We start from the raw sequence: 25,593 nt of genomic DNA, 5'->3' as shown, positions 1-25,593 counted from the left end.
TTTAAGGAAGTATCAAAAATTATGAGCAGACTCTCTTATTATGCAGCTGCATTTAATTTATTGGGAATTTGTTATTTATTCCCACCAGATGATGACACCAATAAAACTGCACTCAACTTTTTTAAAACAGGGGATTTTATCACGCAGTGGCCTTGTAAAATTGAAAGCCATCTGTGTGAACGTTTAATTGATTCCGTTTCTATCGATACAGAGCAATTAAAAACCCAATGGCAAAATCTTTTTATTGGCCCCAATGCGTTGCCCGCTCCTCCTTGGGGTTCGGTCTATTTAGATCCTGAAGGTTTATTACAAGGGGACTCTACCCTTGCACTGAGTGAATTTTTAAAACGAGAACGTTTAAAAATAAACACGCCTTTTCCAGAGCCTGTTGATCATATTGGTTTGATGTTATTTCAAGTTGCGGTATTGGCATCAGAAAAAAGAGAAGACGCGGTTAATGAATTACTTTCCCTTCATTTGACCACCTGGCTACCTCACTATTTAAATAAATTAAAAATGAGTGGGTATAGCCAATTTTATAGCACGTTAACAGAACTGGTAACCATCACGGTGAACGCATTCAGAAAATAGAAACTTATTAACAAATTATCATCCTAACATAATTACTTAAGGTAATTTGGACCACGCACCCAAATTACCTTTTTTCATTTAGACATTCTTTTTAGATTATTATGATTTTAATCCTAAACGTTTTGTTAAACGACGTAGGTTAGCCGGATCAAGTGATAATTCTCGTGCAGTAGCCGCCCAATTTTGGTTATTACGCAACAATGCTTGTTTAATTAAACTTCGCTGAAATTCATCAGTTGCTTCTTTTAAATTATTTTCTTCAGAAGCTAGGTGCTGAGAAACAGAGTGAACTGAATTTTCTGTACCTAAAGCAAAATGACTAACTTGTAAAATAAGACTGCCTGTCTTATTCCCTGCCCTCGCTAATACGATTGCTCGATGAATAGTATGTTCTAATTCACGCACATTCCCTGGCCAAGAATAGTGCAATAAATAAAGGCGTAATTCAGGACTAATAATCACTTGAGTAAGGTTAAAACGCTGACGATATTGCTCACAGAAATAACCCACTAATAGCAAAATATCTTCGTCTCTTTCTCGTAATGGCGGAACATGCAAAGGAAAGATACTTAAACGATGGAAAAGATCGGCACGGAAATTTCCCGCTAATACCTCCTCCCATAAATCACAATTTGTTGCTGCTAATACACGCACATTAACGCGTAAATTGCGATCATCACCAATTCGTTGAATATCACCATATTGTAAGACACGAAGTAATTTTGCTTGGAGAGATAATGATAACTCCCCTATCTCATCAAGAAATAGCGTTCCATTATCCGCCATTTCAAATTTACCGCTACGATGACTAATTGCGCCGGTAAAAGCCCCTTTCACATGACCAAATAATTCACTTTCTGCCACACTCTCAGGAAGTGCTGCGCAATTTAAATAGACTAACGAATTATCTGCACGATGAGACATTTCATGAATGGCTTTTACCACCAGCTCTTTACCGGTTCCTGTTTCGCCACTCACTAAAATATTCATCTCTGCGGGTGCAACAATTTCTATCTCTTTTTTCAGTTGCATCATCGAAGGCGATAAACCAATAATTTCTGTTTTTACTGTCGGCTTAAACGTATTGATTGGTGTAAATAACATATTTTGATTTTCGAGTTGCTCAATCAATAACGCATTATTTAATGCCCCAGAAGTTAATGTCGCAATTAACCTAAGCTCCTCATCACTAAAAGTATCAAACTGATGAGGATCCATTCCATCGAGTGTTAAAGTGCCAATTAAATCTTGTCCTGCAAATAGCGGTAACCCCACACAAGCATGAACTTTTAAATGTTCTCTATCTGGAATAAGGCCATCATAAGGATCCGGTAAATCACTGTCTGCAGGGAAACGTACCACATCCCCTGCTCGCGCTATAGTTTCAAGACGAGGATGCCCTTCTAGTAAAAAACGACGCCCTAATACATCAGGTACAAGGCCATCTATGGCTAATGGGATAAACTGGTGAGGCTCATAACGAAGTAGTGCTGCAGCATCGCAATTTAGTACTTGTCGAAGTGTAGTTACCAGTCGCTTAAACCTATCTTGATGACCAACACCTTTTTGTAATTCAATGGCAATGTTAGCCAACACATCAACAGAAAAGCCCATAAAAACACCTCATAGTCATTATGACCGTTATTATGGTCATTTTGACATAGTAAAACGCCCATGCGCCATTAGCCTGACGCATGATGACCTATTTAACCGACAATTTAATGGATCATATTAGCTTAGAAAACAACTTATTATTTCCAAGAGCATTAGCTGGCGAGTGATAGTTCATACACAGGAGATCTCATCCCCCCTGCTATTTTTGTGACCACAAGCAAACCCTACCGTTCACCTTGAGTATCTATTAACAAACGCTGATTTATATATTCGATAGTCTCGTCTATGGTCATAATATTATTAACGACATTAGTAATACCTTGTCCGATAATAATTTCGGCTTGGCGTAAATTAAATAACTTACCATTAGGTACCGAAGATTCTCGTATTCCCTTATTAATTTCTTGATAAGCCAATGTCATCCATGGATAACGATGACTAATTTCTTGATTATGATTGAAATTTTGATGATTACTGTTTCCACCTAATAAAATAAGGTGATCCATTACTATTGGGGAATAAAGCCAACGATAAAATTGCTCTGCATATTGTGATTTTTGGCTATAACGCGAAACCCCTAATACGCCACCGCCTAATTGTGGAATACTTCCGGGTACAGGTGCAAAACCTATTTTAGGTAAAATATTACTATGAGCGACATCGTTAAATAAATTCATATAAGCGATCAGCATTGCAAGATGCCCTTGCTCAAATTGCCTAACCGACTCACTCCACCACTTATTATGAATATTCTCAGTGATCGACAACTGTTTTAAATACTCTTCTAATATTTCACCCGCTAAAGGCATTTTTAATCTAGGAATATTATCGTTTCCTATTAAACACCCACCTTTGGCGTAATAACGTAATAGATATTCTGTTGCAATCAACCCCGCACTACCCAATGTTGTTGAAGCGCCCATTGGTCGACTTAATTGCCCTTCTTCATGTTGTTCAGTAAAAAACTGCGTCACATTATCATATTCTTCAAATGTTGTTGGTACGGTTAATTCATTACCTGTTTTCTCGTAATACATTCTTTTTAAAATAGGATCTTCAAACAAGTCTTTTCGATAAAACAGAAGTTGCGCACTGGCATCAAAAGGCATCGCATAAGCAACATTATTTACTAAACTAAATTTCTGCTGAGTAGGTAGTGAAAAATTATTTAATAAGTCCGTTAGCCCATTACCAATCTTATCTAATGGCTGTAATATTCTTTCAGCAAACCAAGGAAAACAGGCCATATCAATACGCAATAAATCATAATAGGGATGCAAATGTAACTGGCTTAAAATTTGATAAACTTCATCGTAAGGATGTATTGCTAAATTAACTTTAATCCCTGTTTGACGATAAAAATGAGGTAACAGCTTTTTTAATGCGCTAGTTGAAGGACTAGGTAAAATCAGTAAATTAAGACTTATATCCGCTTTATCCTCACTCATAACGGCCGGCGTTAAAGTATAAAGATGGTCACTTTGATTACGCACACAAGTCACATTAGTTCCAGTTATTTCACTTTCGTCTTCTACTTGCATTAATGCATCTACGACTTCTAATCCAAGTTGAGCGTAATTCATAGGAAAGTAATACAACCCTTTTAATACAGGTGGAATATTATCGCTCAATGCAAAAATAGGAGGACAATCATTATGACTACCGAAATAACTCGCTTGCGTTAAATAACGTGCTTTCTCTATATCTTGAGCAATAAATATGTCTGGGATTTGCTCCAGAGAAAAGAAATCAAACGCAATTTTATAACTCTCTTCATCTGATGCACAAAGCACCACATTTTTTTTATTGGGAGCCGTTTCTAAAAGTCGATGTTGTAATTGAGTGGCAAAGTTTTGATTATTTAAATAATCGCTACTCCCCATAAAAATACCCACTAATTTACCTGGCGTTTTTGCAATTTGTTGACAAATTGCTTCGGCTGCTTGGGTAAAATCAAGCGTGAAGAATTTTTGCGTATTAAGTGGCTGACGATAAACAAATGCAACTTGAGAAGGGGGTAATTTTAACGTGTCAAAATAGATATTGGCATCTTTAAGACAGCTAACGGTGATCACTTGTTTATAGCCACCCGCAGCAATTTTCTGTAATGCCTCTAATTCCGTTGTTTCAAGATCGTCTGTTAAAAAAAGATCGTAAGTAACCTCGGTGAAATGAGCAATAGACTGCCTTAGCGAATTAAAGAAAACCGCATATTTTTCAGAAACTAATTGGGGTAAAAGTATCGCAATTTTATGGCTCTTACTGGTTCTTAACAGTTGAGCCTGTGTATTTAATTGATAACCCATTTGTTTGGCGGCTTGATACACGGCTTCAATTTTCTCAACACTTACATTTCCACGTTTATTCAATACGTTAGAAACCGTTCCATGAGAGACACCTGCTAATTTTGCAATATCTTTAATCGTTGCCATTGACCTTTTTCCATCTCAATTTCTGCTTTCACTAGCATACCTGAATTATTTATCGCGACTACTGCTAATTGATTTGAACGTTCCATTTAAAAGTTGTTTATAAAACAAGCTCTTGTTACTTATGGTAAATAAATAATTATCAATCTCAATTGAAAAATATAACAATATTAATCAATAAGATAACAAATTTAATTTGAATAAGATCACTGATCTGATCTTCATTTATTGGCAAACAACCTCCACCATTTTATTATTGGAACGTTCAAATTCATCTATACCTTATAGATAGCCAACACCAGATAATTAATAAAATCATAATAAAACAATAGGATAAGGGGATTTCTTATGAAACTTCATTTTTTAGGGACGGCTGCCTCAGAAGGCATACCCAATCCCTTCTGCCGTTGTGAACACTGCCTGAAAGCAAGAGAAATGGGTGGGAAAGATATCAGAACTCACTCTTCTGCCATTGTCGATGACATTATGTTAATCGACGTATCACCTACATTTAGTTATCAATTAATGCGTGATGGAATGGATGCCACTCATTTTGAGAGCCTTCTATTCACTCACACGCATCCTGATCATTTCAATGTTGGCGATCTGTTTAGTCGAATGGAAGGTTATGGTTTCGAAATTAACCATCCCCTTCATATTTTTGGTAATGATCGCGCAATTAATGGCTGTATCGAAGTTTTACCTGGTTACAGCAAAGAGCGTTTTGCTTTTCACTGCTTAATTCCTTTTGTTACTGTCGAAAGAAACGGTTATAAAATTACGCCATTGCTGGCTAATCATGCTAAATGGGAACTCTGCTATGTTTATCATATCGAGAAAGATGGCAAGGTGATTTTCTATGGTCATGATTCTGGTTGGTTCCCTGAATTGACATGGAAATGGTTAGAAAACAAACCTCTTGATATTGTTGTTTTTGAATGTACTTATGGACTCAATGGTAAAGATCGTACTGATAATCATATGAGTCTAGAAACCGTATTTGCAGCGAAAGAAAAACTACAACAGCAAGGTTGTTTACATCAAGATACACAAATTGCCGTTTCACATATTTCACATAGTGGTAAATTGCTTCATCACGAATTAGAAGCTGTTTGTGCTCCTCACAATATCCGCGTTGCCTACGACGGGTTAACGTTAGAAACAAATTAAGAGGAGAACGATGATGGATATGAAAATAACCTCTCGCTTACTGATTATGATGTTTGTGCAATATTTTATGCAAGGTGCATGGAATATGACCATGGGGCTAGTATTAAGTAGCTATGGTATGGCAAGCATTATTGGTAATGCCTACGCTTTATTAGGCGTCGCAACAATTATCTCCCCATTATTTATTGGTATGGTGGCTGACCGTTTCTTTGCTTCACAAAAAGTCATGGGCATCCTTCATTTAATTAATGCCGCAGTCATTATTTGTGTTCCTCAATTTATTGAAGCACAAAATAGCGGTATGACTTTATTTTTAATTTTCATTATTGGACTATTGTTTTATCCAACAACTGCGCTTTCGAATAGTATTAGTTTCTCTCATATTAACGGCGTGAAATACTTCCCTATTATTCGTGTATTCGGTACGTTCGGCTTTATGGCTATCGGATTTATATTAGGTGAAATGGGCTTCTCTGGTAGTACTATGACTTGGTATATCGCTTCGGCTGTGGGAGTTTTACTCGGTTTCTACTGCTTTACTTTACCTAATACACCACCTAAAGCGAAAGGTAAGCCATTCTCTGCTCGTGATGTTTTATGTTTAGATGCACTTTCATTATTTAAAGATCGTTATTTTGCTATCTTAATGTTTAGTATCTTTATTTTAATGATCCCTAAAACGGCTTATTCCGCTTATATTCCGGTATTTATTAAAGCATTAGGTTTTAATAATGCAGCGTCTATTATGCAAATCGGTATAGCTTGTGAAGTGCTGTTTATGTTTGTGTTGTCATTCTTCTTGATGAAGTTTGGCTTCAAAATCACACTACTTTTAGGTGCTGTTAGCTGGATCATTCGCTCAATATTCTTCTCTTATGCAGCGGTAAATACCGAGTTTTATTTTATCGTTATCGGATTAATGTTGCAGGGATTATGTTGGGACTTCTTCTTTACTGCTGGTGATATCTATGTTGACCGCAAAGCCAAACCAGAAATTCGTGCTCAAGCACAAGGTCTACGCTTTATTGTCTCTAATGGTTTCGGCTTATTATTTGCTTCCACTATTTGTGGTCAAATCTTTAATTCAACCGTAACAGAAACAGGCGATGCAGCTTTACCACAATGGTCAACATTCTGGATATACCCAGCAATCGTTGCCGCCGTTGTAAGCATATTCTTTATCTTCTTCTTTAAAGATGACGTGAGTAAAAAGAAAAATAACGAAGATAAAAAAGCACAAGAAAGTATTGCAACACCCTAGTTTTAAAATAAAGGAATAAGCCAACGTTAGGAGCAAACCATGAATGCATTAATACAGTTTGTTGACAGCATTGGCCCTTTATCACTTTCAAGTATCGCTAAATTACTGGCCGCCTTTATTTTGGGCGGCCTTATTGGCTTAGAGCGTGAATCAAAGGGGAAACCAGTCGGTTTTAAAACCTGTGTTATTATTGCTGTTGCCAGTTGTTTATTAACCATTGTTTCTATTCAATCCGCGGAATATTACGCCAATATCTCCGATAATATTCGTAGTGATCCCATGAGATTAGCCGCGCAAATTATCAGTGGTGTCGGCTTTCTTGGCGCGGGTGTTATATTGCATCGACGTGATGATGCTATTTCAGGCCTGACAACAGCCGCCATTGTATGGGCATCAGCGGGTGTTGGTATTGCTTGTGGCTCAGGTTTTTATTGGCATGCCATGATTGTGACCGTTCTCTTTTTTATGGCTATTCAACTTAGCCCGCAAGTGGTGCTCTTTCAGATGAAAAATCAACGTTTAGGTAAGATAAAAGTGCGTATGTTATTTACTCATGAAAGTGGTGTTCCTCTGTTAATTGAGTATTTAAAAAGCCATAAAAACGTGATTGAAAATCTGACTATTCGCGATATCAAAAAAGAACGCGTTGAAGTGAATTTAAAACTGTTAGTGAGACAAAAAATTACCTTACCTGAATTTTATTGTTCATTAAAACAGCTTGAACATGTTCATTCAGTTTCTCTTGATCATTAATATATTTAAAAATAAAAAGTGCGCTTTATTTTAGAATAACAACACTCTTTTTTATTGCGCACATTTTTTGATTATTAATTTATTTTAACTACATCTATTTATGAATTATTTTTTACTAAGATGATAACGATAGACAGTAGCTTCTAAAAACTTTTCTTCTGGTTTCCAGTTTTTAATAATATTAACAGAACCACCATCAGCATAATAATTACCATCTTCTTGTAGAAAAATATTGATATTATTTACAATATATAAATCTGTTTCACACTCATCTGAACAAGCTGATGCAACCTCATTACTAGTAACATAAACCGCACTACCTTCTGTCGTCGTGCCTTTAACTTCAACACGCCTAATCGTATCATTTTTATGACATTCTAAATCATAAGGACTATTAGAAGAGGTATCTAATACTTCAAAGCCTTGCTGTTCATAATGTTCTATTGCCTTATTCATTGCATACAACTCAATTACCTTTTTCTTTTTAACATCAGCAACTCGACCTTGATAGCTTAATTTTTCTTTTTTCAATATCTCGGGAAGTTTATTATCAATATCTAAAGTATCTATTTTTTCCCAGGCATAAATAGCACTTAATGCTTTATTGGGTTTTTTCTGATAATCAAGTACATCATATAAGACTTGAACTGGTTTATTGCCATTATGTTCTATATAAGACAGTCGACCGATATAAATAAAAGGTTGGCTACTACTTTTTATTTTTTCATGAGTTCGAACAAATAAAATAACTGTTTCTCCAGTAAAAATTTTTCTCATATGAGGTGTTTCTATTGTATTTTTATTCTGAGACTCCCAGTGAAACTTTTTACCATTATCAAGAAATATATCATTATATTTGTGACTGCTTTCTTTACCGCTTTTATCCAATGTGACAAATAAAACAATACAATTATTAAAACTTGTTATTCCCGTTATCTCCTTATTATTATTCAAAGGTCTTACATTAGCTGTTACCAAAGCTTCATTTTTACTATATGCATTTCCAACAACCAAGTTTTTGTAATCAAATACTTCATCTTTTCGCTGCATCATAGAACCTTATTAGATAATTTATATATTGCTAATTATATTAGCCCAAATATATCAATCATCAAAATAAGAGGGTTAGATCTATAAAAAATTTATACATATTGTGACTGAACACCATCAGAAAACTGACACCAAGAGAGTGCGTTAACTTTCAAGGTTATCCAGCTGACTATAAATCACCCAAAGATATGAGTAATGCTAATTTATATAAACAAGCTGGAAATAGTGTTGTAGTGCCAGTTATTGAACGAATCGCACAACAGATAAAATTAGCGCTAGGGTAAACTGTAATAGTTTTGAAATTAAAATCCCAAATCTCAATTTTCTAAACCAATTATTATGGCCGTAAGACAAAGCGCGATAAAACGTTTATTTTATCGCGCTTTGTCTTAACAGAAATCTATTTACTATTCTTTATTTTTTAATGGATTAGCAAAGCGTTCTAGGTACATCATGCCAAAGATTGTTGAAGCATAATCTGTAATATGTCCTACATCTCGATAAACCGGTACACCGTCTATATCGGTTAAGCAGACATTTTTATCACACTGTACATCTTTAGGATCAATGATAATTAAAGTTGGATAGTCCTTTTTTAATTTAGCAAATAATTGATTCATCCATGTATTCCCCTCACCTTTATAGTCTTTCGGGTTACAGTTGTTATCTGCAAAATCTTTTCTTAATTTTGCATTTTCATAAAAACAGGTCATAAAACCACTTGGCATAGAATTGACTGTTTTAATAAAAACGGGCTTGGCCCCTGTGGCAATAATAATATCAAGTGCCTCACGCATCGCTTTTTCAACACGTTGACGAGACGCTTCGACGGTTCTCACATCACCTAATTTATTAATCACATGATTTGACGCGTAGTTATTCCAAACTTGTCCAAATATTACATAATCAAAGTGGCTATTCTTGATAAGTTGATAATATTTCACCGTCTGATCGTAACAACGTTGATAAACTGCATTTTTATGATTAGACCAGTCATAAAGGTAAATATTAGGAAGTGTAATACATGATGAAGTTGCTTGAGCATATACATCTATCTTGGCGTCTTTACCTAATATATCCATAAAGCCCCAATAATGATTTGCATGAGAATCACCAAATAAAAAAGCTTTTCTCTGACTTCCCACTGCACCAATATGGCACATTTTATCTGGATCTGAGGCTTCAAAATTCATACATTTAGTTCGATTAGGATAATCAAACTGGTTCAATTTAGCTTCTAAATTAACGTAATTTTGCCCAAGCCTTGCTCCAATGCCTTGATATTTTTCATTTAATGCATTTAACCCAAATGCGCATAAAATAGGAATAATTAACAAAAGTGTGATGGAATATTTAAAGGCTAAGCGTTTTCTTCTAAACGGCTTTTCAATAAGAAAATAAGAAGTTATTGAGAGTAATAAGGTTAATGCTAACAGTGATCCTTTCTCTAGTTCTGTATTAAACACTCCAATATAACGTGCAACTGCAAATAATGGCCAATGCCATAAATAGAGTGAATAAGATAATAACCCGACGATCACGATCGGCTTTAATGAAAGTATTTTTTTTATAATACTCTCATGCTGCCCGGTATAAATAATAAGTGCAGCACCAAGACAAACATACAACGTATTAAAGTTCGGATAACCTGCAATAATATCGTTTTGAAATGCGACCCAAACAATAACACCTAGCGCAATTAAACTAATAACATCATTTATTCTTCGATTAAGTTTTATCTTTGTTGGGAAATAGGCAACACATGCACCCAACATAAACTCAAAGATCCGCGTACTAAAATAGTAGTAATTTTTCGGTTGATCTTTTTGATAATAAAACACAAAAACAAACGAAATAACAGTAAATAACGCCACCAAATAAAAATGATTAACGAAGCCTTTTACGTTGATTTTATGCAGAAAATAAAGTGCAAAAGGTAAGAACAGATACCACTGCCACTCTATTGCTAAAGACCATGTATGCAATAACGGTAAAAAGAGTGCATCTTGTGCGGCATAGCTGGTTGTCACTCTCGCAAAATATTTATTAGAGAGAAAGGCTGAGGCGTATTTTTCGCTATTTGTAATATCTAAGTAATCGCTAGGAAGGTAAAAAAGCCCTGAAATCACTAAAACAGCGATTAATACAACTAGATAAAGTGGTTGTAATCGCCATAATCGACGATTATAAAAATCATGAAATGAAAAATTACCTTGAGATAATGAAGTTTTAATTATCAGCGAGATCAAAAAACCAGAGATCACAAAGAAAATATCGACGCCAATAAATCCAGAAGGAATTAAGTGATTATCTAAATGGAAAAGGATAACTAGAATAACAGCGACTGCTCTTAAACCATCTATATCTGCACGATATTTTACATTCATAATTTAAACACATAATCCGAATAAAAAGAATCGCTGGATTATATACCAATTAGCCATATCGCTTTAGTCACAAAAAGAAGAAGATTATTTAATATTGACTATTAATAACACCTAAATGGCCATAATTGATTAAACTCCATCGTTAAACCCAATTGCACTTCAGATGAAAGTGAACCTTTGCTCACCACAAATTTGGGATGCCGAATAACGATAGGGGTATTAATATCATAAAGTATTAATGATGATCGGCTTAGTTCTAACTCATCATAAAGTGTCTTCATTTCTGCTGATGACGTATTTTCACATAATCGCCCAAGCGTGATATGAATAATATTTTTATGAAGAGTGTTATCAATGGGGATCTGCTGATAAATATTTTGTCTAAATTGTTCTAACTCCTTTGAAATACCCGTTAATATCACACTGCCGTTGGATGTTAGGACAACATTATTAAATAAAATTTCAATTCGTTTTGTTTGATTAAAGATTTTTGCAATCTCATGGCACCATGACAATAATACGGGACGTTGCAGTTTAAACTGTTCATTTTGTTGATTAAAAATCGTTAATAATGTGGAGTGATATTCTTGTGGCTGAGCAAATTCAATAAATGGAAACTTAAGTGCAAGTTGATCACAATAAGCCATTAGTTTCTGACTAAAGGGAATAAAGCTTTCCTCAATTTCAGGCTGAGAAATCATTAATTGCCCCATATTTAAACTGATATCAATAATACTTTCATCATTAATTTGTTGTTGCCAACTTTCACCTGTTGCCAATTTTTTAAGTGTTGCTTGTGTCAGAAATTCGTATGCCATCCGCACACCTTAATTAAGAATAAAATAATCACTCATACTTTGGTTTGAATGACATTTAAAATCAAGTTTTAGAGCAGATAATAAAAAAGTGGCTTTCTTCTGAAAGCCACTGTCACATCAAAGGGGGAGTGATGTTAAAAGATGAGTCTATCTATAAATAATTCAATTAAAACTAAATGGATTACAGAAAATTAGCCGCTTTAAACTTCGCTAATGCATCGGCTTTTTGAGCTGCCGTCATTGGGCGTAATGGACGACGAGGATCACCCACATCAATACCATGTAGTTGCATCGCCACTTTTCCTGCTGCAACACCACCGTATTCGACTAGCACACGAATAATCGCAATCACTTTATCCATGCAAGCTGTAACACCTTCATGATCACCGGCTTTAAATTTCTCAATAATTTCAAGGTATAATGGCGCAGCATAGTTATATGTACTGCCGACAGCACTTGATGCACCGCAGGCTAATCCCGCAGGAATAAATTCATCAACACCAAATGGAACGTCATACTTTCCGCCATCTACACGTAAGCAACGCTGGAATTCATACATATCAGGGGAGTTAAATTTCATACCTGATAGATTTGGGATCACTTTCCCCGCGGCTTGTAGGAATTTTTCCATATCAATACTTAAGCCTGACATGGTGGAGTGATAATAATAAAAACCTTTAGATGGGGCGCTAGTTGCAGCCAGACGACAATATTCAACAAGATCATCAACATTGCCCGGTTTAAAGAAACAAGGACCAATAACGGATGTTGCTTTGATATCTAGTGTTTCAGCATGGCGAGTAAGTTCTACTGTATCAGCAATACTGAGTGCACCTGTATGAATAATAAGATCAAGCTTACCTTGACTGGCATTAACCCAACGTTCAGCCACTTTCTTACGTTCTTCAACAGAACAATGAATGCCTTCACCTGTTGTTCCTAATACATAAGCACCTGTCACACCGCTTGCAATTAGGTGTTCTGCTATTTCATCAATGACAGGGTAATTAACGCTTCCATCTGCTGCAAAAGGAGTATGAGGTGCGGCAATCAGTCCAGAGAGTTTGTTCATGATAACTTCCTTTGGAGGTTAATTTCTTTTGTGATATTTTTATGGAGCTTAACTCTATATTAAGGAGCAATACTTCAGAACGCAATAACGAAATCAGCATTAAAGGAAGAGAAAAATGAAAGTGTGATCTTTAGCCAATTTCCACTAAAGAACACACAATGTAGAGATAAACTTATGAGGAATGAGTCTGTTGTAGCGCATTCAATGTTCGTAATTTTTGCTCTTTAACCATGTCAGGCTGAGCTTGCACTAATAACGTATAAAGAAGATCTAATACAAAGAGCTGTGCTGTTTTTGTACCAATAGAGTCACCTTGCAGTTTCCCTTGTCGGTTACCATTAATTAAATAGTGATCAGCATACTCCATAATTTGTGAGCCTAAATTATGAGTCAACGCGATCGTGCTCGCTCCAGCTTCTTTAGCTAATTTAAGAGCATGAACAGTTTCAGAAGAATTACCTGAATGGCTAATTCCAATAGCAACATCACCTGGTTTTAATAACGATGCTTGCATATACATAAAGTGGTTATTTGTAACAGCATCAACACGATAACCAATTCGCATAAGCTTATTTTTTAAATCTTCGGCTGTAATTCCTGAAGAACCTACACCACAAATAAAAATATAATTTGCAGATAATAAAGCATTTACAGCATATTGAACTTGCTTCATATCGAGCAGATTCAATGTCTCTGATAGTACGTTATTAATCGTTGCTTGAAGTTTTAAGCCAATGGTATGGATATCGTCTTGATGGGTTACTTCTGCATCCAGAATAGGTGACTCTTCATTATCAGAGGTCGCCATTTCAATCGCCAAATCCATTTTAAAATCTTGAAACCCTTTATAACCCAATGTACGACAAAAGCGCACAACAGTTGCTTCACCTGCTTTTGTCGCTTGTGAAAGTTGAGCAATAGAGAGCTGGGTAACTTCTGTAGGATGAAACAGGATATAGTCTGCAATACGCTGAGATACTCGCGTTAGGCTATTTTTCATTGCGCCTAGCGTATCAAGTATTTTACCCGGTTTTAATCGGGTCGTTGCCTGTTCTGTCATGGAGATTATCCTTGGTTGCAGAAGATACACGGGAAAAATTCTGCCAACAAGAGTACCAATTCCAACCGGTTAAAAAAAGCCTTGCTAATACAATAATGTGATAATAAAAAACGCTTTATTCCTCAATGTCATCAGTTTACAACGTACTGATACATCAGAAATAAAGCGCTTAATAAAAACAGTCATTGTTAGTCAGTCAATACGGAAACATCTAGCTTAACAACAACTTTCTTCAGTGTATTTGCTCCCATTTCAGCCGAAACTCCTGGTTTATGAGGTTCATAAGGCATAAAAACAGCAAACATATTTGGGGTTAGCGCTAAGGTCTGTTGACCAATTATTGTATCGGTTAGTTGATAATCATCAGCCTCATTATAAGGTGTCACATCTTGAGCTGATCCCTGTATACCAAAATCAATAATTTCTTCACCACTAAGCAATATTTGAATATCAATATAACGCTGATGTAATTCAGCTCGCTTCTGTTCCCGAGGCTGCGTTTCAAACGTCATCACATTCATAAATAACGTTTCACCATCAATTTTATAACTACCCGGAGCAAGTGAAGCAGGATCAAGTGTTAATGCTTTTTCCATCGCGTCACGCAACGCGGGATTCATTTCTGGCATCGTAGCCAAATCGGATATATGTCCAAATAACATAGATTATTCCCTATTCATTTCCTGACGTTTCACTATCATCTAATGAAATTTGTTTTGCTGATGCGAAAAGCGGTGCGGTAATTGCTCCCGCAATAACAACAGACATTGCGCCAATCACTCCGTAAAAGAAGAAATTAAGATCACTGCCATAACGTGCAACTAAGACGGCAATAATACTGACAATGATCCCGACAACTGCGCTACCTGCATTCGCGCGTTTAACAAAAATACCTAGCATAAACAAACCTGTCATTGGGCCACCCATTAAACCAAGCAGGCTATTAAAGGCATCCCAAATTTCGGATTCATCAGATAAAACTAACCAGATTGCTGCTAAGCTACTGAAGACACCGGCAACAATAATAACTAATCTTGCGACTTTCATTTTTTGTTCGGCACTGCGTTCAGATTTACTTAAACGAGTGTAAATATCAGAGTTAAAACAACTTGAGATACTGTTTAAGCTACTCGAAATACTAGATTGAGCTGCAGCAAAAATAGCGGCAATAATTAATCCAGCAATACCAACAGGTAATTCAGTCACAACGAACAGAGGTAAAATTCCCCCGGTATTAAAACCTTCAGGTAAAAAATTAGGATTCTGTTTGTAATACACAAACAAGGCAGACCCAATAGCAAAGAAAAAGATAGGAATAGTGGCAATTAATTTCGCATTTGTGATTAGTGTACGTTTTGTTTCTTCAATAGAATCCGTCACAATATAACGCTGCACAACATCCTGACTTGCTGTAAACTGTTGAATATTCGCGAATAAAAATCCGATCATCAAAACAGGAATAGTGCTATCAGTCCAACTCCAACGTAATTGAGTCGTAGGAAAGAATTTATCGGCTTGTGATGTCACCGTGAAAATTTCGCCAATTCCGCCATCAACTTTAAAGCAGATCATAATAAAAATAAGAACAGCGCCACCTGAAAGCAATAATCCTTGAATAACGTCAGTCCAAATAACGCCTTCAATTCCGCCCATCCAAGTATAAATAATACAGAGCAAGCTAATCAGTACGATTAAAACAACAGGGTCAATGCCCATAAAAGGACGTAAAGCAAGCACGGTTAAATAAGTAATAATGGCAACTCGTCCAATATGAAATAACATAAATGAAAGGCTGGCAAATAAACGACTGCGTATATCAAAACGTGCTTCTAAATATTCATAAGCCGAAGTGATTTTTAATTTTCTAAAGAAAGGAATATAAAAATAAAAAACTAAAGGCAAAATAATAATGCCCAAGTATTGTCCGATTATAAAAGTCCAGTCAGAGGTGTAGGCTTTTGCTGGGATTGACATAAAAGTAATGGAACTTAAAGTGGTCGCAAAGACAGAAATCCCTGCGGCCCAACCAGGAACTCGCCCTCCTCCACGAAAATAATCATCTGCTGTTTTTTGGCGTTTAGAGAAATAAACACCGACGAGTAACATAGCCGCCAAATAACCAAACAACACTGCATAGTTAATAAAACCAAAATCATGTAATTGCATTTTGTAGTCCTGCCATATATAGGGTAAAAGGTAATTTTTTCGACAGTTCTTTTATTGCTCTCTAGCCCAAAGGACAGCGCCCCAAAGCCCGGCATCATGATGATAATGAGCCGATAATATTGGCACTTGTAATGCGACTGGTTGTTTTAATTGGGCGGCTTGAACAAGTTCGATATATCCCTTTGCCAGCCCGACACTTCCCCCAAGAACGACACAATCAGCATCCGTTATTGCTTTAATATCGGTCACCAAATTTGCAATGGTGTTTGCTGAACGTTCAATAATAGCTTTTGCTTGTGAGTTTCCTTGATGAAAGGCAGCAAAAATCGCTTTTGCATCTTTTCCAGCAAGTTCCTGAGTCGCTTGCGACGCAATTGCACGACCAGAAGCAATAGCTTCAACACAGCCATAGCGACCACAACCACAAAGCGGACCATCAGGATCGGCAAGCGTGTGACCTAAATGACCAGCAATACCTCGTTTTCCTGTAAAAAGTTGTCCTTGCTGGATAACACCACCACCAACACCTGTTGATACGGTGATAAATGCCATATCAGATATCGTTTCACGACGATGATCATATTCAGCCCATGTCGCTGCTTGAGCATCGTTGAGTAGCCAACAAGGTAATCCTGTGAGTTCAAAGAGTGTTTCTTTTAAAGGAAAATCTTTTAGCCCACCTAAATTATCAGGATTCAATGCGGTCAAAATGCCATTACAAATAATCCCTGTTGATGCGACAGCAATGCTATCTGCATAACTTTTTAGTGGCGTAGTAATAGCAACTAAGGCGTCATAAAGCTGCGTTGGTGATGCACTTGCTGGTGTAGCTATCTGAGTACGTTGTGTTAATTGGTTATCTCGGCTAATTAATGCTGCCGAGATCTTGGTTCCTCCAATATCAATTGCTAATGTATTCATTTATCTAACTCCTGCTGCCACTTTAATGCCCGAACAAACCAGTCACAGACATGCTCAAGGCGGGTTAATGCAGAGCCTACCGTAACAGCCCAAGCACCTGCTTGCATTCCTCTTGCAGCTATCATTGGTGTGTTATAACGCCCTTCAGCAATCACTCGACATCCCTTTTCAGCCAATGCAGTAACCAGCGGTAAATCTGGCAATTCTGGTATTTCGCCACCGGTATAACCCGACATAGTTGAACCAATAAATTCAGTGCCCAACTGTTGGCAATACATACCTTCCTCAAAGGTGGCACAATCTGCCATCGCCAATTTCCCTGAACGATGAATATGAGCTAATAACGTTTTCACGGGTACAGGACGCACACGATCAGTGCCATCAAAAGCAATAATATCGGCGCCTGCTTTAACCAAGTCATCAATATCACTAAGCCACGGAGTGATCCTCACGGGGCTATCAGGTAAATCACGCTTTACAATGCCAATAATCGGTACATCAATAAGAGGACGAGTTGCTCTTAAGTTATCAATCCCCTCAATACGCACAGCGACTGCTCCCGCATTTACCGCTGCTTGAGCCATTGCTGCAACAATCTCTGGCTTATCCATTGGGCTATTATCAACAGGCTGGCAAGACACAATTAATCCACCTTTTTGTTGAATATCTTTAGTCATCTTTTCAATTAGCGCCATTTTGAACTCACTGCCCTCTCTTTTGAAATGTAACTCCAAATAATAATATTTTACGGAGTTTAATTTCTCAAATAGAAAAACAGTAATTTGTGAAGAAGATCAAACAATAACCAGCACCTTGTAACTGATTGATAAATATATAAAATAAAGCGTGGAATGATGTTCACACCACGCTTTCTCTTATTTATTCTGCTTTGCTTAACTTAAATTAGAAATGGAACATCTGACAATCATCACTGAGAAGGCTTACAGCCATATCGCCAACTTCAATATTAAGGAGTGAAAGTACTGTTGCTTTGATAAGAACAAGCGAGGTTATACTTATAATTACGTTTTTTATTATTATATTTTATGGCGTCGCATATATTTGGATATGATCATATTCCACTTTAAAGTTATTAAATTTATATATAACTAAAAATTTAATAAAACATTCTCTGCAATAACATTTATTACCTGCCTTCTTCATAAAAATTGACTTAGCTTCCAATTGTGTATTTTTTTAAAATTAGCCCTAATAACAAGAAAGATAAACCTCGCTGATTAGCACTTATTTTAAAAATAGAGCTTTCTTTAATTTATTTTTGTGATATAAAAAAAGGGTCGCGTTAGCAGTGACATCCACAAAATCACTGCATTTAACCATATTCATATCAATAAAGAGCAAAAGAATGAAAGCACATGTCAACATTTTACGACTACTAAGCCTAAACCTACTACTTCGTTAGGTGGCTAAGCTTATTCATCTTTTGCAAAAGCCACCAGCAAGGTGGCTTTTTTGTCTGTAGCCTTCTGGTGGAGCTGTTTTTAGGGGAGTTCTATGATGTATAGTTTCACCACAAGGATTAAAAGTTGCAGTAACTTACCAACAACCTACTGTTTGGCAATGACCTCCATAACACACATGATTCAACAGGGGGAAAAATGAGCCAACAATGGACATCACGAATCGGCCATATCTTAGCAGCCGCAGGCTCTGCAATCGGTATTGGCGCAATCTGGAAGTTTTCTTATGTTGCCGCCAGTAATGGGGGAGGCGCATTCTTAATCGTCTTCTTATTATTTAGTTTTGTAATCGGACTTGCGGTATTACTGGCTGAAAATATTTTGGGTAGTAGCACACACGCTGAAGCCGTTAACGCATTTAAAAAAATGATGGGACGCAATTGGGTCATCATTGGCGTTATTGGTGTATTCAGTTCATGGTGTATTTATAGTTTCTATAGTGTTGTCGGTGGTTGGACAATTGGCTATACCGTTATGGCGGCAACAGGTCAGTTGAATATTACTGATAGCGCTGCATTAACAGGTATTTTTACCCGCTTTATTAGTGATCCTTTATGGCCTATTTTGGCTCACCTTACCTTTGCAGGATTAACCTGCTTTGTGGTTTTAGCTGGTGTACAGCGCGGGTTAGAAAAAGCCGTTAAAATCATGATGCCACTGTTATTTATCATTATGATTTTATTGATTATTGTTGGCATCAGCTTACCGGGTTCTTCTGAAGGTTTAAAATTATTCTTATATCCTGATTTCAGTAAGTTAACACCTCAAGGCGTATTAGATGCATTAGGATTAGCTTTCTTCTCACTGTCTATCGGTTTAGGTATTCACATCACTTATAGTGCTTATTTAGCAGATAATAAAGGTATCGCTAACTCCAGTATGTGGGTCGTTATTCTGTCTTGTATGGTGTGTGTACTTGCCGGATTAATGATCTTCCCTGCATTATCTGCCGCAGGCTTAGAACCCAATGCTGGCCCAGGTTTAACCTTTATGACGATGCCAGTTTATTTTGCCAACTTGCCCGGTGGTAATATTTTAGCAGTGACTTTCTTTGTCTTGTTATTAATGGCGGCGTTAACCTCTGCAATTTCATTACTGGAGCATATCGTCGCTTATGTGCAGATGCGTTTTCAATGGACTCGTCGCCGTGCTGGCTTAGTCGTTACCGCCTCTATTATGTTGATGGGTATTCCTGTTTCATTATCTTTCGGACCGATGAGTGACGTGACTCTGGGGGGCAAAACCGTCTTCGATGTATTGGATTACCTGACTTCTAATATTTTGATGCCTCTATTTGGTATTGCAATGTGTTTAATCTTTGGTTGGTCACGTAGAGCAAATGCATTTATCCCTGAAAATATCACGGGCTTAAAACGTCAAAGCTTATTATTGGTATGGCGTTATATTGGTCCAATTTGTATCGGTATTATTTTAGTGCATGGATTGATTGGTTAATTATCCATACAAAAAAGAGTCACTCGAATGAGTGACTCTTTAATTAACGGATACTTATAGATACTTGATAATTTTATTTATAACTCTGTTTAATTTCTTGAGAAATCGCTAACCCACGTTTTGCTTCTTTTTCAGCAAGTTCAACGGATAAGCCGATATAAGAACGAGGATCTAGCATTGCTTTAATTTCATCTGCATTAAAGGTAGCGCTAATAATTTCATTCTTCATTAGGTTAGTGTAAAAATCCTCACCATCGGCTGCGGTTTTAATAGCTTCTTCATATAACAGTGAATGCGCTTTATCTTTACCTAATTTTTCTGCCATTTTCATCATAACGTATTCGGTATTATCTAATCCCTTATTTCTCATCACGTTATGTAGCATTCTCTCTTCATGAGGAACAATGGTTCTTGAAAGCTCTTCCGTTCTTAATAGAATTTCTGTTGTTAATTCTAATGCTTCTTCAATTAAACCATCGAATAACATATAAGAACTGCTGTCACCTTCATAAGGTCTTACCGCAGAGTACATCCCCACATTAGGTAATGAGTACAGTTTCTGTGAGTTAGCAATAATTCCTTTCGCTAATTTTGGATTAATTTTATGGGGCATCGTGCTACTCCCCACAGTACCTTTGGTAAATCCTTCAGAAACCTCTGCAATCTCTTCTAACGTGGTGCTATAAACTTCTTCACCAATTTTATGGCAGATATTTGCCATCAATGCCAAGTTCATCATGTACTCTAATTTATGCGTACTTAGGTTACGTGATGGAACTTCCATCGCTTGCATACCCACTAATTCAGCAACGCGTTTTTGTACTTTCATCCCCACTTCAGGCATTGAGTTAAAAGCACCTACTGCGCCCCCCATCATGATAGTGAATACACGCTTTTCACTCTCTTTCATTCGTTGGTAGCAATCAATAAAATCACTGATCCAAACCGACACTTTATAGCCGTAAGTAATCGGAATAGCATGACGACCGTGCGTTCTACCTGCCATTACCATATGTTTGGTTCTTTCAGCAAGATTAGATAAGTTTTCGATGATTTCGCTTAACAACAACATAAATTTGTTGTGTACAGTTTTCATCATATACAGCTGTGAACTTTGCTGTATATTTTGAGTGGTAATGCCGTAGTGCACATATTTACCACTCTCTTCAGAGCATGCATTCACCAAGACTTTTAAGAAAGGCACAAAACCATGACCGATTTTTTGATAAATACGGTTCATCTCTTCAAAATCAATATTCTCAATAATCGCCTTTTCTTTAATTTCATCTGCGGCAGACTGTGGAATAAAACCGTATTCAGCTTGTGCTTGCGCTAACATTGCTTCAAACATCAACCAAGTTGAATATTTAGCTTCATTGGACAGCAGATTTTTTATACCGCGATCGTCGATTGTTTTGCTTTTAGAATCGTATAACGCTCTCATCATGTATCCTTTTATTTCTTCATTGCTTCATCAACAGCATTGCGAACAAATTCGACTTTAGGGCCATAAACGACATGGACATGGTTTGCTGCCGGAAAGAAGAATGCTGTACATCCAGACTCCAACATTAATTCTTTATCTATTTGATTAACTTCATTAATATCGATACGTAATCGTGTAATACAGTTATCAACATTACGAATATTTTGTTTGCCACCTAACGCTTGGATTAAAATTTCTGCAATTTCGCCATAACGTTTTTCTTTGATTAGCGTATTTTTCATATTGCTTGATTCTTCTCTACCTGGCGTTTTGATATCAAATTTGACGATAGCCCAGTAGAAAATGAAGTAGGTCACAACAGCCAGTCCGCTACCAATCAGCACTAAGAAGATCCAGTTAGTGTGTTCGTACAGTAAACCAAAGATAGTGAAGTCAAAGACTGTGCCTCGGATATAACCGATCGCTACACCCGCAAAAGAGAGCAGAACGGCACCAATACCGACGATAATCGCATAAATTAAATAAAGTAACGGTGCGATAAAGACGAAGGTAAATTCAAGAGGTTCTGTGACGTTACCTAACATGGCAGTTAAGACCATCGTTACCAGCATCGACTTAACTTCAGCACGATTCTCTTTTTTCGAAGTTTTATAAATCGCTAATGCAATTGCAGGGAACAGGAACAGTGTCACTAGCATCTGCTGCTGAGCCATAAAACGTGTCAGGCTTGGCATCATTGCCCAATATTCACTACTTGGTCCTTGGTTAAATAACACTTCTGTCATTGCTGGAACAACACCTACATAGGTTTGCCCATCAATCACATAAGAACCACCCGCTTCGGTAAATCTAAATAAAACGTTCCAGACGTGGTGTAAACCAAATGGGATAAATAGACGCTCACCACCTGCGGTAAAGAACGGTCCTACAGGACTTAAGAAGACAGCCGAGAGCTTAGTTAAGCCCATGACTAAGACTTCCCAAATAAATGGCAATAATGCTCCTACGCCAATCATCAGTCCGACCATAATAATGGCGACAGATTTTTTCCCTGAGAAAAAGGCAAATGCCGTTGGTAATTCAAGGTTATAGAATTTATCCGTTGCCCATGCGGCAATTAATCCCGTGATAATTCCTCCCGCGGCACTGATATTCATGGTTTGTATACCAAGTACCTTGATTTGCCCCACCTGTGTCATAATCGCAGGATCAGCAAGTTTTCCAGTCAATACCAGCCAGATATTGATAGTACTTATCAAGGTTAAATAGCCGACAACGGAGGCAAAGACCGCGATCCCCTTATCTTTGTGGCTCATACCATACGCCACACCCATTGCAAATAAGAGAGGTATATTGTCAAACACAACACCAGCAATAGAACGGATACTCACTAATAAAGCATTGACTGTTTCATTCCCTAAAAAAGGAAAGCGTGCAATCATATAAGACTGAACTAAAGCACCGCTGATCCCTAAGATCATACCAATAGGTGCCAATACGCCGATAGGTAGAAGTAGAGTTCTACCAAAGCGCTGAATAGATTCGCTGAACTTTTTCCTGGCCATATTTTTTTCCTTATGACTTCTCGAATATAAAAGAATTACCGAGGTACTCTATCTTAGGGATTATAGGAAATGAATGACGCGCTGGTTTTAAATATTATCTCAGGTCACAACTTATGACTTAGGTCTTTTTATTAATGTTCAAATTAATCAATAATGATGAATAAATGATTTTATTCTATTAAATAATATTTATTTGAGAACAGAGAAGTAAGATTGAAAAGAAAGACTATTTTAGAATAAATGATGATTATTCTAACGGGATATATTAATACTATTCACGCTTTAATAATTAAAAGAGGATTTAATAAATCATATAGATGATGTTATCTCTTTTTAAAGTAGATTTTCCAGCTCATTAATTAATAAATCTACCAGCATAAAAAAGCCAATGCGGGATTTGGTATCATCTTTTTTTGTATCATGATTATCTGCAAAACAAAATAGAGCATGTGTTGCGTAACTAGTTAATTCATTAGTATTAAATGCTGTCATGCTAATGATATTGGCATCTTTTAACTGCACAATTTTTGCTGTCTCAATGATTTTCTTGGTTCCCCCAGAAAGGGAGATAAAGATAACCGTGTCATCTTCATTAACAAGACGCGTAAACGAGTCAGATAAGTTGTAATCATTAATAAAAAAGCAATGTAGACCTAATGCAAACAATAGGTGTTCAAGATAATACCCTACGGCTTTGCTTGTGCCTCTTGCAACAATAAAAATATTCCTAGAATGGCGTAAGGTTTTTGCACACTCCTGAATTTGTTCTTCGTTAATTAAGGTAAATGTTTTATGAATGTTTTTTTCTAACTGTTTTTTATAAGACGCCACATTAGTCTTTTCGACTTTATTTCTGGTCAAAATATAATTATTAATTTGGAATTTAAGCTCTTTAAATCCACTAAATCCTAATTTTTGCGATAAATTAATGATCACCGTTTTTGATACAAAGGTTTTGGCGACCAGATCATTAATATTTAAATACGGAATATCCGCAATATTATCGGTGAGATATTTTAATACTTTTTTTTCGCTGATCGTTAAATTGTCATAATTTTTTAAAAAATCCAGCATATCTCACCCAATAAATTCATCTAAAGCATTCTATGAAAACAACTAACATCAAAAAAGCAGTTCTGTTCTTTCTGCGAGTTTATGTGAAATAAAGTGCATAATGAGTATACGTTAAATCATACAGTTATGTAGGAGCAGAGTGATAATTTGTGAAATAGGATAATATTGGGCCCATATTTAATGAACCCAATACGTGTTATTCATTACCCCAACGATTAAGAAACATGGCGATATCATCAATGCGTTTTTTATCAATACCCGCTTCTTCTGCCATCTCTTGCTGAGCGCTCTCACTAATCTCTTCATTATTCATTAATCGGGTGAGTAGCAACTGGAAATAGAGAGCAAGCGCATCTTCTTCTGTCTTCGCAACAGGCTCTATCGATTCCATTGCATACTCTTCAACCATATCATAATATTTAAAGTGAATTTCATTGTTCATAAGTTGTTCCCAAGAATTAACGTTTATATTCGTCATACTTAAATTAATAAGAGTATATCTCTACATTCGCCTGATAACCTAAAATTCGCTATCATCCACTCTCTTCTTTTTTGCGGATAAGCTGATGTCTACGATTATCGATACTTTTATTGCCCCACCTTGCCATGATGAAATCGAGATCCTTTATCAAGACGAGCACTTAATACTTATCAATAAACCGACAGGGCTATTGAGCTTATCAGGAAAAAATCCACAAAATATCGACTCAGTACATTATCGATTAGTGAAGCTATTTCCTGAATGTACTCTTGTTCATCGACTTGATTTTGGCACATCTGGGTTAATGGTTGTGGCACGCAATAAGTCAATCAATGCTCTTTTGTGTCAGCAATTTAGCCAGCGTACTGTAACCAAAGTATACAACGCACTACTGTGTGGACATATAGATGAGAATGAAGGAATAATCGATGCGCCAATAGCAAAAGATCCGGCTCTGTTTCCGCGTATGTCGATTTGCCCTGTTAATGGCAAGCCTGCACGCTCTCGTTATCAGGTTATTGAGCGTTTTTATCATACATTAGAAGATGGAACATTATTGCCTTTAACACGCGTACAATTCACGCCTGAAACAGGGAGAACTCATCAACTTCGTATTCACAGCCAGTTTATCGGGCATCCTATTTTAGGTTGTGATTTATATGATGAGTATGACGGAGGTTTAATTAAAGAAACTAAACGGACTCAACGACTTATGCTTCATGCAAGTGAACTTCATTTTATTCACCCCATTAGCCAAGTGCCAATAAAAGCGTGCAGTGAGAGCCCGTTTTAAATAAC

Annotated in this window: 22 protein-coding genes and 1 pseudogene; 8 read left to right on the top strand and 15 right to left on the bottom strand. The window is 36.7% G+C overall.

Annotated features, from left to right (window positions below; all coding sequences use genetic code 11):
• Positions 1-21 precede the first annotated feature (21 nt).
• Positions 22-591, top strand: coding sequence for a molecular chaperone TorD family protein (locus tag QSH13_RS09645; protein WP_196543845.1), 570 nt, complete (start codon positions 22-24; stop codon positions 589-591).
• Between the two features lie 99 nt (positions 592-690).
• Here the strand turns inward: QSH13_RS09645 and norR are convergent, their stop codons facing one another.
• Positions 691-2,205 (bottom strand): nitric oxide reductase transcriptional regulator NorR, encoded by a 1,515-nt coding sequence (norR, locus tag QSH13_RS09640; protein WP_286039102.1) that lies wholly within the window; start codon positions 2,203-2,205, stop codon positions 691-693.
• A 92-nt stretch (positions 2,206-2,297) separates the two neighbouring features.
• Between norR and QSH13_RS09635 the strand changes: the two are divergent.
• Positions 2,298-2,372, top strand: a pseudogene (locus tag QSH13_RS09635) (iron-sulfur cluster repair protein YtfE); the annotation flags it as partial.
• A gap of 57 nt (positions 2,373-2,429) precedes the next feature.
• Here the strand turns inward: QSH13_RS09635 and QSH13_RS09630 are convergent.
• Positions 2,430-4,637: an extracellular solute-binding protein gene (locus QSH13_RS09630; RefSeq protein WP_109395987.1), complete on the bottom strand. Its 2,208-nt coding sequence runs from the start codon at positions 4,635-4,637 to the stop codon at positions 2,430-2,432.
• Positions 4,638-4,982: 345 nt separating this feature from the next.
• Between QSH13_RS09630 and QSH13_RS09625 the strand changes: the two genes are divergently transcribed.
• Genes QSH13_RS09625 through QSH13_RS09615 form a run of 3 tightly spaced genes read left to right on the top strand, consistent with a single transcriptional unit; the run spans position 4,983 to position 7,818 of the window.
• Complete coding sequence (locus QSH13_RS09625) at positions 4,983-5,804, top strand: MBL fold metallo-hydrolase (protein WP_109395988.1); 822 nt, start codon at positions 4,983-4,985, stop codon at positions 5,802-5,804.
• 13 nt (positions 5,805-5,817) lie between these two features.
• Entirely contained in the window at positions 5,818-7,065 is a 1,248-nt protein-coding gene (locus QSH13_RS09620) for an MFS transporter (RefSeq protein ID WP_261191330.1), read from the top strand.
• A gap of 39 nt (positions 7,066-7,104) precedes the next feature.
• On the top strand, positions 7,105-7,818 hold the full coding sequence (locus QSH13_RS09615; RefSeq protein ID WP_109395990.1) for an MgtC/SapB family protein: 714 nt from the start codon (positions 7,105-7,107) through the stop codon (positions 7,816-7,818).
• Between the two features lie 105 nt (positions 7,819-7,923).
• On the opposite strand, the gene QSH13_RS09610 is transcribed toward QSH13_RS09615, so the two are convergent.
• Positions 7,924-8,871: a DUF3427 domain-containing protein gene (locus tag QSH13_RS09610; protein ID WP_286039496.1), complete on the bottom strand. Its 948-nt coding sequence runs from the start codon at positions 8,869-8,871 to the stop codon at positions 7,924-7,926.
• A gap of 104 nt (positions 8,872-8,975) precedes the next feature.
• On the opposite strand from QSH13_RS09610, the gene QSH13_RS18555 reads away from it, so the two are divergent.
• Complete coding sequence (locus QSH13_RS18555) at positions 8,976-9,152, top strand: DNA cytosine methyltransferase (RefSeq protein WP_109406732.1); 177 nt, start codon at positions 8,976-8,978, stop codon at positions 9,150-9,152.
• A 123-nt stretch (positions 9,153-9,275) separates the two neighbouring features.
• On the opposite strand, the gene QSH13_RS09605 is transcribed toward QSH13_RS18555, so the two are convergent.
• The 8 genes from QSH13_RS09605 to QSH13_RS09570 form a co-directional block, all read right to left on the bottom strand.
• A complete protein-coding gene (locus QSH13_RS09605; protein ID WP_286039104.1) occupies positions 9,276-11,255 on the bottom strand; it encodes an acyltransferase family protein in 1,980 nt (659 codons plus the stop codon).
• A gap of 101 nt (positions 11,256-11,356) precedes the next feature.
• The gene (locus QSH13_RS09600) at positions 11,357-12,073 is read right to left on the bottom strand and encodes a hypothetical protein (RefSeq protein ID WP_286039105.1); all 717 of its coding nucleotides are present in this window, start codon (positions 12,071-12,073) and stop codon (positions 11,357-11,359) included.
• A gap of 181 nt (positions 12,074-12,254) precedes the next feature.
• Positions 12,255-13,145, bottom strand: a complete 891-nt coding sequence (locus QSH13_RS09595; RefSeq protein ID WP_109406729.1) for a dihydrodipicolinate synthase family protein — start codon at positions 13,143-13,145, stop codon at positions 12,255-12,257.
• A gap of 172 nt (positions 13,146-13,317) precedes the next feature.
• Positions 13,318-14,205: a MurR/RpiR family transcriptional regulator gene (locus QSH13_RS09590; RefSeq protein ID WP_109395996.1), complete on the bottom strand. Its 888-nt coding sequence runs from the start codon at positions 14,203-14,205 to the stop codon at positions 13,318-13,320.
• 188 nt (positions 14,206-14,393) lie between these two features.
• Complete coding sequence (gene nanQ / locus QSH13_RS09585; RefSeq protein WP_185901455.1) at positions 14,394-14,867, bottom strand: N-acetylneuraminate anomerase; 474 nt, start codon at positions 14,865-14,867, stop codon at positions 14,394-14,396.
• Between the two features lie 10 nt (positions 14,868-14,877).
• Positions 14,878-16,371 (bottom strand): sodium:solute symporter family protein, encoded by a 1,494-nt coding sequence (locus QSH13_RS09580; protein ID WP_109395998.1) that lies wholly within the window; start codon positions 16,369-16,371, stop codon positions 14,878-14,880.
• Between the two features lie 51 nt (positions 16,372-16,422).
• Positions 16,423-17,292, bottom strand: a complete 870-nt coding sequence (gene nanK, locus QSH13_RS09575; RefSeq protein WP_109395999.1) for an N-acetylmannosamine kinase — start codon at positions 17,290-17,292, stop codon at positions 16,423-16,425.
• On the bottom strand, positions 17,289-17,987 hold the full coding sequence (locus QSH13_RS09570) for an N-acetylmannosamine-6-phosphate 2-epimerase (RefSeq protein WP_109406726.1): 699 nt from the start codon (positions 17,985-17,987) through the stop codon (positions 17,289-17,291). Before QSH13_RS09570 ends, nanK begins: the two co-directional genes overlap by 4 nt.
• 924 nt (positions 17,988-18,911) lie before the next feature.
• Here QSH13_RS09570 and QSH13_RS09565 point away from each other — a divergent pair.
• Positions 18,912-20,228: a sodium-dependent transporter gene (locus QSH13_RS09565; RefSeq protein WP_286039106.1), complete on the top strand. Its 1,317-nt coding sequence runs from the start codon at positions 18,912-18,914 to the stop codon at positions 20,226-20,228.
• A gap of 73 nt (positions 20,229-20,301) precedes the next feature.
• Here QSH13_RS09565 and QSH13_RS09560 read toward each other — a convergent pair whose 3' ends face one another.
• The 4 genes from QSH13_RS09560 to QSH13_RS09545 all read right to left on the bottom strand — a co-directional run bounded on the left by QSH13_RS09560 (position 20,302) and on the right by QSH13_RS09545 (position 24,756).
• The gene (locus QSH13_RS09560; RefSeq protein ID WP_109396002.1) at positions 20,302-21,672 is read right to left on the bottom strand and encodes a class-II fumarase/aspartase family protein; all 1,371 of its coding nucleotides are present in this window, start codon (positions 21,670-21,672) and stop codon (positions 20,302-20,304) included.
• 11 nt (positions 21,673-21,683) lie between these two features.
• Positions 21,684-23,240: a PTS transporter subunit EIIC gene (locus tag QSH13_RS09555; RefSeq protein WP_109396003.1), complete on the bottom strand. Its 1,557-nt coding sequence runs from the start codon at positions 23,238-23,240 to the stop codon at positions 21,684-21,686.
• Positions 23,241-23,573: 333 nt separating this feature from the next.
• Positions 23,574-24,314, bottom strand: a complete 741-nt coding sequence (locus QSH13_RS09550; RefSeq protein WP_109396004.1) for a MurR/RpiR family transcriptional regulator — start codon at positions 24,312-24,314, stop codon at positions 23,574-23,576.
• Positions 24,315-24,510: 196 nt separating this feature from the next.
• The gene (locus tag QSH13_RS09545) at positions 24,511-24,756 is read right to left on the bottom strand and encodes a DUF2543 family protein (protein WP_109396005.1); all 246 of its coding nucleotides are present in this window, start codon (positions 24,754-24,756) and stop codon (positions 24,511-24,513) included.
• A 124-nt stretch (positions 24,757-24,880) separates the two neighbouring features.
• Between QSH13_RS09545 and QSH13_RS09540 the strand changes: the two genes are divergently transcribed.
• Positions 24,881-25,588 (top strand): RluA family pseudouridine synthase, encoded by a 708-nt coding sequence (locus QSH13_RS09540; protein ID WP_286039107.1) that lies wholly within the window; start codon positions 24,881-24,883, stop codon positions 25,586-25,588.
• Positions 25,589-25,593: the final 5 nt, after the last annotated feature.

Source organism: Proteus faecis (assembly GCF_030286765.1).
Taxonomy (GTDB): Bacteria; Pseudomonadota; Gammaproteobacteria; order Enterobacterales; family Enterobacteriaceae; genus Proteus; species Proteus faecis.
The sequence above is the reverse complement of the archived record's forward strand: the minus strand, read 5'-3'. Positions and strand labels throughout refer to the sequence as shown.

Bases quoted from the DNA above. Each gene is read 5' to 3' on its own strand.
- QSH13_RS09645 (WP_196543845.1), top strand. From the start codon at position 22: ATGAGCAGACTCTCTTATTATGCAGCTGCATTTAATTTATTGGGAATT.
- norR (WP_286039102.1), bottom strand. From the start codon at position 2,205: ATGGGCTTTTCTGTTGATGTGTTGGCTAACATTGCCATTGAATTACAA.
- QSH13_RS09630 (WP_109395987.1), bottom strand. From the start codon at position 4,637: ATGGCAACGATTAAAGATATTGCAAAATTAGCAGGTGTCTCTCATGGA.
- QSH13_RS09625 (WP_109395988.1), top strand. From the start codon at position 4,983: ATGAAACTTCATTTTTTAGGGACGGCTGCCTCAGAAGGCATACCCAAT.
- QSH13_RS09620 (WP_261191330.1), top strand. From the start codon at position 5,818: ATGGATATGAAAATAACCTCTCGCTTACTGATTATGATGTTTGTGCAA.
- QSH13_RS09615 (WP_109395990.1), top strand. From the start codon at position 7,105: ATGAATGCATTAATACAGTTTGTTGACAGCATTGGCCCTTTATCACTT.
- QSH13_RS09610 (WP_286039496.1), bottom strand. From the start codon at position 8,871: ATGATGCAGCGAAAAGATGAAGTATTTGATTACAAAAACTTGGTTGTT.
- QSH13_RS09605 (WP_286039104.1), bottom strand. From the start codon at position 11,255: ATGAATGTAAAATATCGTGCAGATATAGATGGTTTAAGAGCAGTCGCT.
- QSH13_RS09600 (WP_286039105.1), bottom strand. From the start codon at position 12,073: ATGGCATACGAATTTCTGACACAAGCAACACTTAAAAAATTGGCAACA.
- QSH13_RS09595 (WP_109406729.1), bottom strand. From the start codon at position 13,145: ATGAACAAACTCTCTGGACTGATTGCCGCACCTCATACTCCTTTTGCA.
- QSH13_RS09590 (WP_109395996.1), bottom strand. From the start codon at position 14,205: ATGACAGAACAGGCAACGACCCGATTAAAACCGGGTAAAATACTTGAT.
- nanQ (WP_185901455.1), bottom strand. From the start codon at position 14,867: ATGTTATTTGGACATATATCCGATTTGGCTACGATGCCAGAAATGAAT.
- QSH13_RS09580 (WP_109395998.1), bottom strand. From the start codon at position 16,371: ATGCAATTACATGATTTTGGTTTTATTAACTATGCAGTGTTGTTTGGT.
- nanK (WP_109395999.1), bottom strand. From the start codon at position 17,292: ATGAATACATTAGCAATTGATATTGGAGGAACCAAGATCTCGGCAGCA.
- QSH13_RS09570 (WP_109406726.1), bottom strand. From the start codon at position 17,987: ATGGCGCTAATTGAAAAGATGACTAAAGATATTCAACAAAAAGGTGGA.
- QSH13_RS09565 (WP_286039106.1), top strand. From the start codon at position 18,912: ATGAGCCAACAATGGACATCACGAATCGGCCATATCTTAGCAGCCGCA.
- QSH13_RS09560 (WP_109396002.1), bottom strand. From the start codon at position 21,672: ATGAGAGCGTTATACGATTCTAAAAGCAAAACAATCGACGATCGCGGT.
- QSH13_RS09555 (WP_109396003.1), bottom strand. From the start codon at position 23,240: ATGGCCAGGAAAAAGTTCAGCGAATCTATTCAGCGCTTTGGTAGAACT.
- QSH13_RS09550 (WP_109396004.1), bottom strand. From the start codon at position 24,314: ATGCTGGATTTTTTAAAAAATTATGACAATTTAACGATCAGCGAAAAA.
- QSH13_RS09545 (WP_109396005.1), bottom strand. From the start codon at position 24,756: ATGAACAATGAAATTCACTTTAAATATTATGATATGGTTGAAGAGTAT.
- QSH13_RS09540 (WP_286039107.1), top strand. From the start codon at position 24,881: ATGTCTACGATTATCGATACTTTTATTGCCCCACCTTGCCATGATGAA.